Source organism: Pseudomonas sp. B37(2017), assembly GCF_002112885.1.
Taxonomy (GTDB): domain Bacteria; phylum Pseudomonadota; class Gammaproteobacteria; order Pseudomonadales; family Pseudomonadaceae; genus Aquipseudomonas; species Aquipseudomonas paraglycinae.
The window spans coordinates 1-15,025 of sequence record NZ_NEIX01000010.1; the positions used below are offsets into that span (position 1 = coordinate 1).

Genomic DNA, 15,025 nt, shown 5'->3' on the forward strand with positions numbered 1-15,025 from the left:
ATCGCCGATGGTAGTGTGGGGTTTCCCCATGTGAGAGTAGGTCATCGTCAAGATTAAATTCCGAAACCCCAATTGCGAAAGCAGTTGGGGTTTTGTTTTAGTAGAAGTCACCGATTTTTGCCGGAACGTTACTGCGGTAACGGGCTGGTCACAGAATTTCTTGACGACCATAGAGCGTTGGAACCACCTGATCCCATCCCGAACTCAGAAGTGAAACGATGCATCGCCGATGGTAGTGTGGGGTTTCCCCATGTGAGAGTAGGTCATCGTCAAGATTGAATTCCGAAACCCCTGTCTGCTAACGCAGACAGGGGTTTTGTCGTTTCAGTGCCCACAAAAATCCGATTTTCAAACCGCTCTGCGTGCCTTGCTGCTCCGACGAGCCTGCCATTTGCGCCACCAGATGTAGACGCCAGTCCCCGACAACACCGCAATCAGAACACCCAATACCGCGATCATCACTTGTCCGGTGAAGCCTATGATCCGTCCCCCATGTATCGGCAACTGCAACCGATAAAACCTCTCTCCCAACGTCCCTTTTCCTGCGATCTCCTGCCCCAGTAATCGTCCGTCAGTACCGTGGAAGAACAACCAGGATTTACCGTGGGCCTCGGTGTCATGCTGCCCAAACCCCGCACCGTAGAAGTTGTATTCAAAGCTGTAATACAACTCGCCGATCGCTGCTGTCAGCCCCAACCTTTTCCCCTCCTGCTGTGCCCTTTCGTATGCCTGTTGATAACTCAATCGGGTGATCCCCAGCTCTTCGGCAGGCATTCGCCCTCGCGCCTCATACACGCTCGGTTCAATCGCAGAAAACAACGACACCACCGGTTTAAAGACCTGGCTCGGCAGGTTCATCGCCACGCTGCTGACGGCTATCGGCAGCAACAACAACCACAGCCACAAGCCCCCTGCCCGATGCAGATCGAAGTTGAGTCGATAGGCATGCCCGCCCTTGATCTTCCAGGCCTTCGACCACTTCTTCCAGAACGGTTTACCCCGCGGTAACGTCAGCCAGAGAGCGATGAAGCAATCGATTACCCAAGCGATGGCCACCAACCCCATCAACAGCAAACCCCAGTTACCGGGCAGTGTCAGGTTGTAGTGAAACTCAAGAATGAACGGAACGAAGTTCTCACGCTGGAAACAGCACTCGCCCCAGTAACGCTGACCTTTTTGCTCTGCGCTGACCGGGTCGAGGTAGAACACTTCATTGCGTTCTTTGAAGGGTTCGCCCGTCGCCGGATTATTTCGCGGAACCGCCGCCAGCAATGCCGTGTGGCCTGCCTCATTCGGGTACTCCATGTACCAGACCTGCAACTTCGGATGGGCCGATTGCACCGCATCAACCAGCCCACCTGGCGGCAGACGCTCCCCCTCGGCCGAAGCCGCGTAAAACTCCGGATTCAACCACTCATCCAGCTCATGGTTGAACGCCAGAATGCTGCCCGTGATCCCGGCCAGCAGCAGAAAAACCGCCGTGGCCAATCCGATATACCGGTGCAATAAAACCAGAAACGAACGCATGAAAACTTCCTCCACAGATACGACAAAGCCAGCCCCTGAAATCAGGGGCTGGCTTTTTTATGCACAAGACAAAGGCTTAGAACTGGTAACTGACCGTCGCGGCGACGTTGCGCTCTTCGCCCATGTAGCAGAAGTCCAGACTGGCGCAGGAGGCCACGTAGGATTCGTTGGTCAGATTGTTTGCATTCAGGCGTACGTCGACACCCTTCAGACCGACCTTGCCGAGGTCATAGCCAATCGATGCGTCGAACAATGTGTAGGACGGCACCTTCATGGTGTTCTCTGCATCCGCCCAGCTATAGCCGACATAACGCACACCGCCGCCCAGTCGCAGACCATCGAGTGCCGCGCTGTCGAACTTGTAGTCGGCCCACAGCGATGCCATGTGCCGTGGCGCCTGGGTTGGCGAGTTGCCCTTGTTCTCGATCAAATTGGTCGGTGTGCTCAAGGTGCTGGTCATCGACTTCGAGTATTCAATGTCGGTGAAGGTATAGCTGCCGAGGATTTTCAGGTTGTCGGTCAACTGCATGTGCGCTTCCAGTTCCAGACCCTGAGAGCGGACAGCACCTACAGCGCGATAGAAGTTTTCCTGCGGCAGTTTGGTCGCCAGGTTCTCCTGATCGATGCGGAACAACGAGGCGGTGAACAGATTGTCGGTACCCGGCGGCTGATACTTCAGGCCCATTTCCCACTGCGTTCCATCGGTCGGTGCGAGCGGATTGCCGGCGCTGTCAGCGTAGGAATTCGGGTTGAACGACTCGGAATAGCTGACGTACGGCGCGAGGCCGTTATCGAACAGATACAGCGCGCCGGCACGACCGGTGAGCTTGGTGCGTCGATCATTGATCTCGGTGCCAACCGGACGGCCCGCTTCGGCGATGCGGTTTTCGTCGGAGGTTTCCACCCAGTCCTGACGCAGCCCCAGCGAGAAGCGCCACTTGTCCATCTCGATCAGGTCTTGCAGGTAAACGCCGGTCTGCTCCAGACGCCGCAGATAGCTGGTCTCGCCGTATGGCGTAATAGCCGAATTGCCATACACCGGGTTGAACGCATTGATCGGCGCCAGGCCGCCACTAGTCCAGTCGACCACGGTTTTGCGCCGCTGATAATCCGCCCCCATCAACACCGTGTGCTTGGTCGCGCCGGTGAAAAATTCAGCCTGCAGCATGTTGTCGACGATGAACGCGTGCAGACGCTCGTCACCGCCGGTGTAGTAGCGATTCAGTTCGTTGCTGGTCGGCGACGTCCAGCCATAGGCATACACCTGATCCATGTTCACTTTGGAGTCGAGGTAGCGGAAATTCTGCCGCGCGGTGAAGACGTCATTGAAGCGGTGTTCGAACTGGTAACCGAACGACTGCTGATCACGGGAGTAACCATCGATGCCCGGCTCGCCTTCGAAGAAATGCGGCGAGATCCGGTTTCCGTTGCGCTGATGAATCGTGCCGTCGGCCGGCACGCCACCGTGGTAGCCGCCATCCGGGTCATGCTGCAGATACGCCTGCAGGGTCAGCGAAGTATCTTCGTTGAAATCGATGCTGACGGTTGGTGCGAGGGCGAAGCGCTTTTCCTTGTTGTGGTCGAATTGCGTGTCGGACTGATCCGTCAAACCGATCAGACGATAGGCGATACGCTTGTCGTCATCGACCGGTCCGCTGAAGTCAAAACCGACACCGCGCTGGCCCTGAGTGCCGACGGTGGCCTGTACCTGATGATAGGCCTCGTACAACGGTTTCTTGCTGGTCAGTGCCACCAGACCGCCCGGCGAGCTACGGCCGTAGAGCACCGACGAAGGGCCCTTCAGGATATCGACACGCTCAAGGAAATATGGGTCCACCTGCATAGTGCTGTAGGTGCCGCTGTCGCCCATCGACTTGAGGCCGTCGAGGTAGATGTTATCCACCGAACCATCGTTGAAGCCGCGCATTGCCACGTAGTCGTAACGGTGCGTGGCGCCGTAAGGATTGGTCAGCACACCGGGGGTGTAACGCATGGCCTGGGACACGGTTTGCGAGCCCTGGTCGTCCATTTGCTCACGGGTAACCACGGACACGCTTTGCGAAGTTTCCAGCAGCGCGGTACTGGTCTTGGTGGCGATCTGGCTGTGCGTCGCGTTGTAGCCGTCCATGCTGCCCAGCGCGTTGCCGAGGGCGAAGCCTTTGATGTCGGTGGTCGGCAGGGCCAGTGCTTCGGTTTCTGCGACGGAGCGCAACACATAGCTGCTGCCGTCCTGGCTGACCGCCTCCAGACCTGATCCGCCGAGCAAGTGGCTCAAGGCCTGATCGGTCGAATACTCACCCTGTACACCCGGTGACTGCCGGCCCTGGGTTTGCTGCGGCGTCATCGACAACGTGATGCCCGCCTGGCGTGCGAACTGGTTGAGCGCATCGCCCAATGGCCCTGCGGCGATGTTGTAGCGGTGGCTGCTGACCTCGCTGGCATTGGCCGCGACGCTCAGGTTCGGCAACACGCCAACACCCAGGGCGGTAGAAAACAGCGCCGCCCGAACGGCGTGGCGCAACAGGCCCGATTCGGCAGAGAAATTCAGAGGGTTCTTACAGGTAACGCGCGCAGTCATTGTAGGTTTCCGTAGGCAGTCGCGAAGGCTGAGTTGAAGTGCTTACTGACTAAGCCGGACTTGCCACGAAAACCCGCCAAAATAATTTCAGGCCACAGACTCCAGCGTCACCCACCAACGGGTGCGGTAGCGCAATTGCACCGGCAGGGTCTGCGGCAGGATCGCCAGCAGCTTGTCGGTGTCCTCAAGACGGAACACGCCGGACAGGCGCAAATCCGCAATGTCCGACGCACAGCTCAGAAATCCCTGACGATACCGGCCGACTTCGCTGAGAAAGTCGCCCAGCCGCATGTTGCGAGTCACGATCAGCCCGTCGACCCAGGCACCGGCGTCCATGTCCAGCGGCGGCGCCGGGCGAATTTGATGGTGATCGATCAAGTAGCTCTGACCGGCGATTGCTTCCGTCGAGTTGCCGGCGGAGTGAATCGCGACCCGGCCACTGGTGACGCTCAGGCGCGTGCATCCATCTTCCTGGCGCAGAATGAATCGCGCCTTGAACGGCTCGTAACTGCCATGACGACTCTGCACCCGCAGTGGTCGGTCAAAGGACGCACCTTCATCGGCACCGCCACAGGTGACGATGATTTCGCCACGGGTCAGTTTGATCAGTCGTTGCTGCGCGGTGTAATCGAGATCCACGCTGCTGGCAGTGTTGAGTTCGATCCGCGTGCCGTCCGGCAACTGGAAGCCACGGCGCTCGCCGGTGGCGGTGGCGTAGTCGGCGCTCCACTGTTGCCAGGCGGAAGTGTCGCTGGCCAGCCATCCTGCGGAGCCCATCAGCAGCGCGCCGGACAACAGCTTCAACGCCTGACGTCGACCCAACCCCTGCGCACTGTTTTCCAGCGTGTTGAACGCCACCTGCGCACCGGGCACGGCACGCAGATTGTGGGTCAGTTCGGCTTGCAGAGACTGCACCCGCTGCCAGGCCAGTTCGTGATCATGGTGTTCGGCGCGCCATTGTTCGCACTGGCGATTCAGGCGCGGATTGCCATGGTTGTTGCGCAGGCGCAGGAGCCAGTGAATGGCCTGTCGGACGACTTGTTGCGGTGGCTCGGCGCGTCGGCCAAGCGAGAGGTTATCCACCGGCATCAGTTTTCGTACCGCAGCACGTAGCAGTGATACAGCGCATCGGCGACGTAGCGTTCCACCGAGCGCAAGGACAGGCCCATTTGCTCGGCGATCTGCTTGTGGGTCAAACCTTCGCACTGCGCCAGCAGAAATGCCTGACGCACTTTCGGCTTCAAGCCTTCAAGCATGCGGGCAATGCTTTCGAGCAGTTCGATCACCAATGCGCGGGATTCGGCACTCGGGGTTTCGGCTTCAGGCAAATGGGCGATGGTTTCCAGATAGGCGCGTTCAATTTCTTCACGGCGCCAATGATCGATCAACAAACCCCGAGCAACCGTGCGCAAGAATGCGCGAGGTGCCTTGAGTTCCAGACGCTCGGTGCGTTGCAGCAAACGCACGAACGTGTCCTGAGCCAGATCCGCTGCATCGGCGGCATTGCCCAGCCGAGTGCGCAACCAGCCGTTGAGCCAGCCGTGATGACTACTGTAAAGCGCCTGTACTGCAAACTCAGGAGAGGACATGAACGCGACAGCCCGAACGTCACAAATGATAATTAGTCGCATTGTCATCAAGGGTTACAGAATTTGCAACCGGCGCTGCAAAACAGTCATCAAAAAATGACAGGCGAACGCTCTGGCACGCCGTTCGGCGGGAATCTGGCAGAAATGCCGTCCATTTCCTGCAAAGCCCTAAGTTTTCTCCAAAGCGTGCCGACAGACTGGTGAGACATGCGTGCACCAAAGTAGAGCGGCCATCAGAACGCTGCCTGCGCTGTACATGGAATGTTGCATCCGGAACGCATCCCCACTTTTGGCATAAGAAGTCCCATGAAATGAATCTCAAGTTCAGCCATAAAATCCTGCTGGCCGCCTCGGGCGTCGTGGTCCTGGCGTTCGCGCTGTTCACTTTGTACAACGACTATCTGCAGCGAAACACCATTCGCCAGAACCTCCAGTCCTCCGTCCAGCAGGCCGGCGACCTGACCGCCAGCAGTGTGCAGAACTGGATGAGCGGGCGGATTCTGGTACTGGAAAATCTCGCACAGAACGTCGCCCATCAAGGCAAGAACGCCGACTTCCCGGGGCTGGTCGATCAACCGGCCTTCACCTCGAACTTCCAGTTCACCTACGTCGGCCAGGCCAACGGTGTGTTCACCCAGCGCCCTGACGCGAAGATGCCGGACGGCTACGACCCGCGTCAGCGCCCTTGGTACAAGCAAGCCGTGGCCGCTGACCAGACCATGTTGACCCCGCCATACATGGCCGCCGTTGGCGGTCTGGTGGTGACCATCGCCATGCCGGTGAAAAAGAACGGCGAGCTGCTCGGTGTGGTGGGTGGTGACCTGAGCCTGGAAACTCTGGTGAAGATCATCAACTCGGTGGACTTCGGCGGCCTGGGCCACGCGTTCCTGGTCAGCGGTGACGGTCAGGTGATCGTCAGCCCGGATAAAGACCAGGTGATGAAGAACCTCAAGGACATCTACCCGAACGCCGATGTGCGTATCCAGAAGGGCAACCAGAACGTAGTGCTCAACGGCCAGGAACGCATCCTGTCGTTCACCCCGGTCGCGGGTCTGCCGAATGCCGAGTGGTACATCGGTCTGTCGATCGACCGCGACAAGGCCTACGCCGCACTCAGCCAGTTCCGTACCTCGGCAGTGATTGCGATGTTCGTTGCCGTGGGCGCGATTGCGGTATTCCTGAGCCTGTTGATCACCGTCCTGATGCGTCCGCTGATTACCATGGGCCGTGCGATGCAGGACATCGCTCAGGGTGAAGGTGACCTGACCCGTCGTCTGGTAGTGGAAAGCAAGGACGAGTTCGGTGAGCTGGGCAGTTCGTTCAACCAGTTCGTGGAGCGGATTCACGCCTCCATTTCCGAAGTGTCTTCCGCGACTCGCCACGTACACGACCTGTCGCAACGCGTGATGGCATCGTCCAACGCCTCAATCATCGGCTCTGACGAGCAAAGCGCGCGCACCAACAGTGTCGCTGCGGCGATCAATCAACTGGGTGCCGCCACCCAGGAGATCGCCCGCAACGCGGCCGACGCTTCGCAACACGCCAGCGGCGCGAGCGAGCAGGCCGATGACGGTCGTCAGGTGGTCGAGCAGACGATTCAGGCCATGACCGAGCTGTCGCAGAAGATCAGCCTGTCGTGCACCCAGATCGAAACCCTGAATGCCAGCACCGATAACATCGGCCACATTCTCGATGTGATCAAAGGCATCTCCCAACAGACCAACCTGCTGGCGCTCAACGCGGCCATCGAAGCGGCCCGTGCCGGTGAAGCCGGACGCGGTTTTGCGGTGGTGGCGGACGAGGTGCGCAACCTCGCTCACCGCACCCAGGAATCGGCGGAAGAAATCCACAAAATGATCACCTCGCTGCAGGTCGGTTCCCGCGAAGCGGTGACCACCATGAACGCCAGTCAGGCGTCCAGCGAGGAGACCGTTGAAGTGGCGAACCAGGCCGGTCTGCGCCTGGTCAGCGTGACCCAGCGCATCGGCGAAATCGACGGCATGAACCAGTCGGTGGCAGCCGCTACCGAAGAGCAGACTGCGGTGGTGGAAACCCTCAACGTCGACGTCAACCAGATCAACCTGCTGAACCAGCAGAGCGTGGCCAACCTCAATGAAACGTTGAAGGATTGCGATGCGTTGTCGCAGCAGGCCAACCGTTTGAAACAGCTGGTGGACAGCTTCAAGATCTGATCGCTTGCGGTCAAAAAACAGCCCGCTGCGGAGTAATCCGCAGCGGGCTTTTTCATGCCTTACACAAACAGCTTCAGCACATTGCTCATCGCATCATCGGCGAACCCCTGCACGAAATCCTTGAACCCCGGCAGTGCCTCGGGCCCGCCGCTTGCCGGCTCGGCGATGATCGTCCAGGTCGCCCGCGATTTGCCCGCGCCCAGCGATTCCACATTCATCGCCGCCCACAGGTTGGCCACGCCCAGCGTGTTGTAGATTGTGGTCCAGGTCATGCTCAGCGCCTGGTCGTCCCGGGAGTTGAGTTGCTCGACCACCACGTTGCCATCCTTGAAGAACTTCTTGCGCAGCGAAGACACGCCTTCGCCGGTCATTTCGATGTGCGACAGGGCCGGAATGAAACGGTCGAAACCGTCGAACTTGCCGACGACCGCCCACGCTTGTCTGGCGTCCACCGGCACTTCCACCGAAGACACGACGTGGCAGCCGTGAGGGTTTTTGATCAGGGTGTCGGGTTGAAGATCGCTCATGGTGTTGCTCCTTGGTGGTTGAGTCAGATGAAGTTGATTTCTTTCAGGTAGTCGCAGCCGCGACGCAGCAGCGCCGGGGATTTTTCCGGGTAGTGCGCGCCCATTTGCTGCACGCCGGCCTGGGCATTGGCGTGGCCGATCAGGGAGATGTCGCCGATGTCTTCCTCGAAGCCGTTGAGGTAGAAACCAAGCACGCCGAACAGCGCGTTATCGGCATCGACCCGGCCCAGTTGCTGTTGCCAGTCGGCGACGCTGACCAGCGAAAATTCGCTGCCGGTTTCGCGGAACGACGCAACGTAGGCATCCCAGCTCAGGGGCTCCGGGTTGTGCAGGTTGAACACCGCCCGTTCGGCCGAATAACGGCTGGCGTGGAAGGCGATGAAGCGGGCGAGAAAGTCCACCGGCATCAGGTCGAAATTCAGCGCGAAGGCCGGCACCTGACCGAGCTGGATCGAGCCCTTGAGCATCAGCATCAAACGGTTCTTGTGCGGCTGACAGACACCGCTGAGGCTGTTGAAACTGATGTTTCCGGGCCGATAAAGATTGACCCGCACCCCACGCTCCCGCGCCCGTTCGAGGATGCGCTCGCCGACCCATTTCGACAGGTTGTAGCCGTTGCGGATGTAGATCGGCGGCGTCGGTGCGGCGGGCAGTTCCAGCACCCGGCCTGCGCCGTCGACGGTGCTGGAGGCCGATAGCGTCGAGACGAAATTGAACACCTTCTTGCTGCGCCCTTCGCACAGCCGCAGCAGTTCGAAAATCGGCTCGACGTTGTCCGCCGCCAGCGACTCGTAGTCGAGTACGTGATTGACGTTGGCGGCGTTGTGCACCAGCGCGCCGAACTCGCGATCCAGTCGCTCGAAATCCTCATTGGCCAGACCGAGTTGAGGCTGTGCGATGTCCGCCGAATAGACCCGCACCCGACTCAGGTCCAGATGTTCCAGGCGGTTCTCTCGCAACGACTGGGCAAAGCGCTGCGCCGCCGTCTGCCCGCCGCCGTCGCGCACCAGACATGCCACTTCGCTGGCGCCCCACCCCAGCAGCGCCTCGACGATGTGCACACCGACAAAACTGTTGGCGCCGGTGACGATCACCTTGTGCACATCGCCCATGCGGCTGATCGGCAGCGGCTCGATTTCCAGCGCTCGCTCGGCGTCGGCCATCGCCTGGGCGCTGAGCACCGCACTGTCATCGGTGCCGCGCACCAGGGTGGCGAGCTTGATGATGGTCGGCAGTTCAATGAAGCGGTTGATCGAAATGCTGCGGCCGAATTCCTCCCGCAGACGCAGGAGCATGCGTGACAGCAGAATCGAATGACCGCCGAGATTGAAGAAGCTTTCGTCGGTGGAAATATCGCTGGTCGGCAGCTCCAGCAACTCGCCCCAGATCTCCAGCAGCAGCGCTTCGTCGGCGTTGGCCGGCAGGCATTTCGGGCCGCTGTCCTGCACGCTCACCGGCAGTTCCAGCAAGGCTTTTCGATCGACTTTGCCATTGGCGGCGAATGGCATGGTCGGCAGTTCCGTCCATGCCACCGGTTGCATGTAGTCGGGTAAGAACTGCTGTGCGTGAGCTTTCAAAGACTCGCGCGCGGCATCCGATTGCGGCTGGGCGAGGAACGCCAGAATCCGCCGCTGACTGTCGATCACCACGGCGATCTGACGATACAGCTGACTCTCGCGCAGGCAGCGCTCGATCTCTTCCGGCTCGACCCGGAAGCCGCGGATCTTCACCTGATTGTCGCGGCGTCCGCACAGTTCGATGCCATCCTCGCCCCACTTGGCCATGTCGCCGCTGCGGTAGGCGCGCAGACGCTGACCGTCCGGCAACTCCAGATCCAGATAGCGCTCTGCCGTCTGCTGCGGATTGTTCAGGTAACCCAGGCATACGCCGGGGCCGACGATGAACAATTCGCCCACCGTTTGCTCAGGCACCGGTTGCAAATCGTCGTCGAGGATCAGTACCTGACTGTTGGCAATCGGCCCGCCGAGGGTGCGATTGCTGTCGCCCGGTTGCAGTTGCCGCGCGGTGATCAGCACCGTGGCTTCGGTGGGGCCGTAGAGGTTGTGCAGCTTGCCCTGGCGCGTCAGTTGCTCGATCACGAACGGCTCGCAGACGTCGCCGCCAGTCATGATTTGCCCGACGCTTTGCAGTTGCTCCAGCGGCAGGATGCTCAACAGTGCCGGCGGCAGGAACGCGTGGGTCAGTTGCCGACGGCGAATCAGCGCCACCAGTTGCAGCGGATCACGGCGCTGGTTGTCGTCGGGCACCACCAATTCTGCGCCTTCGAGCAGGGTCGGGAAGATATCGATCAGCGACGAGTCAAAACTCAGCGACGAGAACTGCAGCACCCGGCTCTCGGCCCGCAACTGCACGTAATCGGCGTACCACGCGGTGAAGTGCGCGAGGTTCGCCTGACTCAGCAGCACACCTTTCGGATGCCCGGTAGTACCCGAGGTGTAGAGCGCCATGCACGGCGCATCGAGCTCGGGCCGACGACGCATCAACGGTTGCGACAGATCGGCGTCGGTGCGGTTGATGCGACAGACATCCAGCCCTGGCATCGAACCGCTCAGCGGGTGTTCGCCGTCGTGCAGCAACAGCACCGCCCCGGCGTTTTCCAGAATGTACTGCTGGCGCTGAAGCGGATGGCTCGGTTCCAGCGGCAGATACACCGCGCCGCTGCCGAGAATGGCCAGAATCGAAGCAAACAGCGCATCGCATTTCGGCAGGCAAATCCCCACCACCCATGGTTGCGGTTGTGTCTCCAGCATTGCCAGCAAGCGTTGCTGGATTGCACGGCTGTGAGCATGCAACTGGCGGTAGCTGATCGACTGCTCGGCGAGGTGCAGCGCCGGGCGTTCAGCGTGCTCGATCAAGCTCTGTTGCAGCCGCTCGATCACCGGGATCCGTGCCTGTTGCAGCAACCCCGGATTGGCCGTGGCATTGAGGCGATGGACGTAGGCCAGGCTGTCGAGAAACAACAGGTTTTCCACCTGCTCGAAGTCCGGCGCACGGGCCGTCGTCGCATGCTGGAAATACTCGGCATCGCGGGAAAAGCGGCTGACCAGCAGCGCCACCTCGTCCACCACCTGCGCCAGTGTTCGCTGGCGCAGGGCCTGACCGTTGCCGGACGGTTCGTCGGCGATGGGCACGCGGCTCAGCAACGTCGAGTTGTACAGGCACAGCAGATCAAGCACCGGCAAACCGCCGGCGCCCGTTGCACCGATACCCAGACGCAAAGTCAGGTGCGGTGTCACGCCGTGATCCTGCGGCGCAAGGCTGCCGTCATCGATCACCAGATCCACCGACGGAGCCGCTTGCGTCAGCAATGAATGACCGTGTTGTTCGAGCTCCTGCGCCAGGTCGGTCAAGGCCTGGCTGCGGCCCCTCAGCAAAATGTCGAGACGTCTCATGTCAGCCTCCTTGTCAAACCAGGTAGTCGCGCAGGGCGTGCTGCACGCACGGTGTGTCGAGCAGCGAGCTGTTGTGGAAAAACCGCACGATGTTGCCCACCAGCGGGTGGTGGCGATTGATCGGGAAGGCCAGCCCGGCCATCTCGTCTTTCAGTGCGCGGCGGGTTGCCTCGTTGACTGGCAGGGCGTCGATCAGGCGCAGGTCGAAGGACTTCTGGATGTCGTTGGTCAGGTAGTGGCCGATGAACACCGGCAGGATCTGCGCGATGCATTCGCGATCCGCATCGCTCGCGGTGTGCCAGTAGATGCGCACCATCCGCGCCCAGAAACTCGAGTGCCGGCCCTCGTCGAGCAAGTGGTCGGCCATCAGGCCCTTGATCGACGGCTTGACCGTGTCGTCCCGGGCGAACGCCGCGACATCGCCGGTCACGGTGTTTTCGGCGATGGCGACGCAGATCAGTTCCACGGCGCTGCGCAGATGTTGCGGGGCCAGCTCGACGGCGGCCGGAATCGCCCGGCTCAGTTCGATTTCATTCGGCAGCTCGATCGGCTCGATGCCGGTCATGGCCACCGTTTGCTGCATGAAATCCATCGCCACCAGCGCGTGGTAATCCTCGTCCACGACCACGGTCATGGCGTCGTAGCGACAGGCGAACGGGAAGGCCACGGCGAAGCGGTTCTTGGCGATGCTGCGCGCGGTCTTGTCGACGATCTCGGTTTCGAAAATCACCACGTCGTTGATGAACTTGTACAGCGTCTGCACCAGGGCGAAATCACGCTGTTCCGGGCATTCGCGCAGGAAGGTTTCGCTGAGCACCAACGGCTGGCGGCTGAGCGGATAGATCAGCCGCGCGTCATCTTCCAGCACGCGGCGCGGCCGGGTGCGAATGGTCGCGCGGCTTTCCCAGGCATCGGCGAAAGACTGGTAGTCGGCGGCGTTCATTGGGCCACCTCCGCCAGCGGTTCGCGCATGCTCAGGCGCAGGCCGTCCCACAGGGCGATGCGGCTTTCCACGGCGGCGATGGCGCTGGCGTAGACCTCGGCTTCGCGCTGCGGATCGCCGTCCACCAGTCGGTCCAGCAGTTGTTCTGCGGCCGGGCCGTGGTCTTCGGAGTCGACTTCGATGTGTCGCTCGAGGTAGTAACGGAAGGTCGGCGCCTGTTCGACGCCAATGCCCCAGGCATCGAGCATGCGCTGGAACATGGTCGGGATCACGCTCTCGCGACCATGCAGGAAGGCGGCGGCAACGCTGTGACCGGGTGCATTCAGTGCGGTGTGCAGCGTGTCACGGACGAACCGCGCAGCCGCCGGATCGACCTCGACGCTTTGCAGGGCGACGTCGTAACTCACGCCTTCCTGTTGCAGCGTCACGAAGCGCTCCACCGCTGTCGTGTCCGCACCGACTTCGCGCATCGCATCGAGGTACAGTTCGAAGTGACTGTAATGCCCGTGTGACAGCCGGTCGTCCGATTCTTCCCCGAGCACGATTTCGTTGATCAGTCGTGCCGCGTGCGGATCTCGTGGCGGCAACCACGGCAGACGCGTGCAAGTCAGTTCCTGCTGCAGGCGCTTGGTCAGCGACATGAAGTCCCAGACAGCAAATACATGGGACTCCATGAAACGGCGTAATGTCGCCAAAGAATCGATTTCGGAGAAGATCGGATGAACGCTGAGTTCGGCTTTCTTTAGTGTAAGTTGCTCTTTAGTTGGCATGGTTGCGAGACTCTGGCTAATAGGGAAGTAGGGATTGCTCAATCAATCGCTAATAACGCTGAACAAGTTTCTCCAGGCGAACGACAGCCTCATTCGGTTTCGATGAAAGCAGGCAATGTCTGAAGGGCCCGAGACAGCAGCGGACGGTCAAACCGTCGCAATCGAGGCCGTACTGCAAGGTTGTGCCGGGTTTGTCATTTCGGATCCAAACTCGGCGAAGAAAAACTAATACATCGCAAAACAACTTAACAAGTTTATTTTTAATTATTTTTAGTTGACTGTTTTTGAAGTATGAGTGGGTCTGATAAAACTTATAAGTTAAGTTTTATTTGGGCGTAGTTACTCCTTTCGGCGTTTAATGGCCAAAATTGAACGACAAGAGTGAATGCCTCACTCGAAGCAACTTTCCAATTGAGTAATTGAATGAATATGAGGGGATGAAGTCGGGCTGTAACGGCGCCGTTTCTTCCTGTTCCCGTGACAAGGCTCCTTCCGTAGGTTCCTGGTGCGGGGACTGCTGCCGGGGCGGCGCGTCCCCGTTCTATATTGGGTTGGCGATTCAAGGGTGCGCGTAAATCGGCGCCGCGGCTATCGTCGAAAATGACTTCCTTGCGGTGCAAATTCCGGGCTGTTCAAAGCAGGGGGGAGGTTAGAGCGCAGGCGCCGATGTGCCACGGCAAATGACCGTGACCGGTGGGGGGATTTGTAAGCGGGTTATTCGCCGGGTGAGTGGAGGCTCACCCGGGAGGGAGGATTCAGCGCGCCGCTTTGCGGCTTTGGCCGGCGGAGCTGGCGAGGTAACGGGTGATCACTTCGACACCGCGATTGAGGTGCTGCTCCAGCAGTGTCACGGCGTGCGGGGTGTCACGCTCTTTCACGGCCTGCAACAACGCACGGTGATCGTCCTGGGAGAGCTTGCCCAGGCCCATGGCCTCGAGGTTGAAGCGCAGGAAGCGTTCTTCTTCATTCAGGCCGTCTTCCACCAGCCGCAACAGCCGGCCATTGGGCGCCTTGCTGTAGAGCGCCATGTGAAACAGACGGTTGAGCCGACCGATTTCGGTGTAGTCGTGTTCGATTTCCAGCTCTTCGATGTAGCCGGCCGCGCGTTCGTGATCGGCCGGGGTCAGCAGCGGGATCGACTGGCGCAGTGCTTCGGACTCCAGCAGGATGCGCAGCTCGTAAGTTTCCGTTGCATCGCCCTGGATCAGCGGCGCCACCACCGCGCCTTTGTGCGCAATCACGTTGAGCAGGCCCTGGGCCTCGAGCTGACGCAAGGCTTCGCGCACCGGCATGCGGCTGACACCGAACAGGTCGGCCAGATCCTGCTGGCGCACGGCGGTGCCGCAGGGCAGACGCCCGTCGAGAATCGCGGCGCGCAGGGTTTCTTCGATGACCGAGCGCGCCAGATGCGCGGGAATCGGGCCGTCGACTTTGATGCTGTGGAGTGGCTTGGGCTTCTGGGTCACAACTGCACACCCTATGACTG

At 60.2% G+C, this 15,025-nt stretch carries 10 protein-coding genes and 1 rRNA gene; 2 read left to right on the forward strand and 9 right to left on the reverse strand.

Translation table 11 applies throughout. The features are described from left to right. Window positions 1-159: 159 nt before the first annotated feature. Window positions 160-275 (forward strand): 5S ribosomal RNA (gene rrf, locus CAF90_RS22335). A 73-nt stretch (window positions 276-348) separates the two neighbouring features. Here rrf and CAF90_RS22340 read toward each other — a convergent pair. From CAF90_RS22340 to CAF90_RS22355, 4 genes are all read right to left on the reverse strand, one after another. Then, a complete protein-coding gene (locus tag CAF90_RS22340) occupies window positions 349-1,527 on the reverse strand; it encodes a PepSY domain-containing protein (RefSeq protein WP_085608519.1) in 1,179 nt (392 codons plus the stop codon). Window positions 1,528-1,603: 76 nt separating this feature from the next. Further along, on the reverse strand, window positions 1,604-4,105 hold the full coding sequence (locus tag CAF90_RS22345; RefSeq protein ID WP_085608520.1) for a TonB-dependent siderophore receptor: 2,502 nt from the start codon (window positions 4,103-4,105) through the stop codon (window positions 1,604-1,606). A gap of 87 nt (window positions 4,106-4,192) precedes the next feature. After that, a complete protein-coding gene (locus CAF90_RS22350) occupies window positions 4,193-5,194 on the reverse strand; it encodes a FecR domain-containing protein (RefSeq protein WP_085608521.1) in 1,002 nt (333 codons plus the stop codon). Further along, complete coding sequence (locus CAF90_RS22355; RefSeq protein ID WP_085608522.1) at window positions 5,194-5,694, reverse strand: sigma-70 family RNA polymerase sigma factor; 501 nt, start codon at window positions 5,692-5,694, stop codon at window positions 5,194-5,196. Before CAF90_RS22355 ends, CAF90_RS22350 begins: the two co-directional genes overlap by 1 nt. Window positions 5,695-6,005: 311 nt before the next feature. Between CAF90_RS22355 and CAF90_RS22360 the strand changes: the two genes are divergently transcribed. Continuing rightward, window positions 6,006-7,886: a methyl-accepting chemotaxis protein gene (locus CAF90_RS22360; RefSeq protein WP_085608523.1), complete on the forward strand. Its 1,881-nt coding sequence runs from the start codon at window positions 6,006-6,008 to the stop codon at window positions 7,884-7,886. 59 nt (window positions 7,887-7,945) lie between these two features. Here CAF90_RS22360 and CAF90_RS22365 read toward each other — a convergent pair whose 3' ends face one another. The 5 genes from CAF90_RS22365 to CAF90_RS22385 form a co-directional block, all read right to left on the reverse strand. Continuing rightward, entirely contained in the window at window positions 7,946-8,413 is a 468-nt protein-coding gene (locus CAF90_RS22365) for an SRPBCC family protein (protein ID WP_085608524.1), read from the reverse strand. A 23-nt stretch (window positions 8,414-8,436) separates the two neighbouring features. Continuing rightward, window positions 8,437-11,826 carry a non-ribosomal peptide synthetase gene (locus CAF90_RS22370; RefSeq protein ID WP_085608525.1) on the reverse strand — a complete coding sequence of 1,130 codons (3,390 nt, stop codon included), beginning with the start codon at window positions 11,824-11,826 and terminating at the stop codon, window positions 8,437-8,439. Between the two features lie 13 nt (window positions 11,827-11,839). Further along, window positions 11,840-12,769 carry a diiron oxygenase gene (locus CAF90_RS22375; protein ID WP_085608526.1) on the reverse strand — a complete coding sequence of 310 codons (930 nt, stop codon included), beginning with the start codon at window positions 12,767-12,769 and terminating at the stop codon, window positions 11,840-11,842. Continuing rightward, window positions 12,766-13,539: a DUF3050 domain-containing protein gene (locus CAF90_RS22380; protein ID WP_085608527.1), complete on the reverse strand. Its 774-nt coding sequence runs from the start codon at window positions 13,537-13,539 to the stop codon at window positions 12,766-12,768. Before CAF90_RS22380 ends, CAF90_RS22375 begins: the two co-directional genes overlap by 4 nt. A 755-nt stretch (window positions 13,540-14,294) precedes the next feature. After that, window positions 14,295-15,005 carry a GntR family transcriptional regulator gene (locus CAF90_RS22385; protein WP_085608528.1) on the reverse strand — a complete coding sequence of 237 codons (711 nt, stop codon included), beginning with the start codon at window positions 15,003-15,005 and terminating at the stop codon, window positions 14,295-14,297. Between the last annotated feature and the right edge of the window lie 20 nt (window positions 15,006-15,025).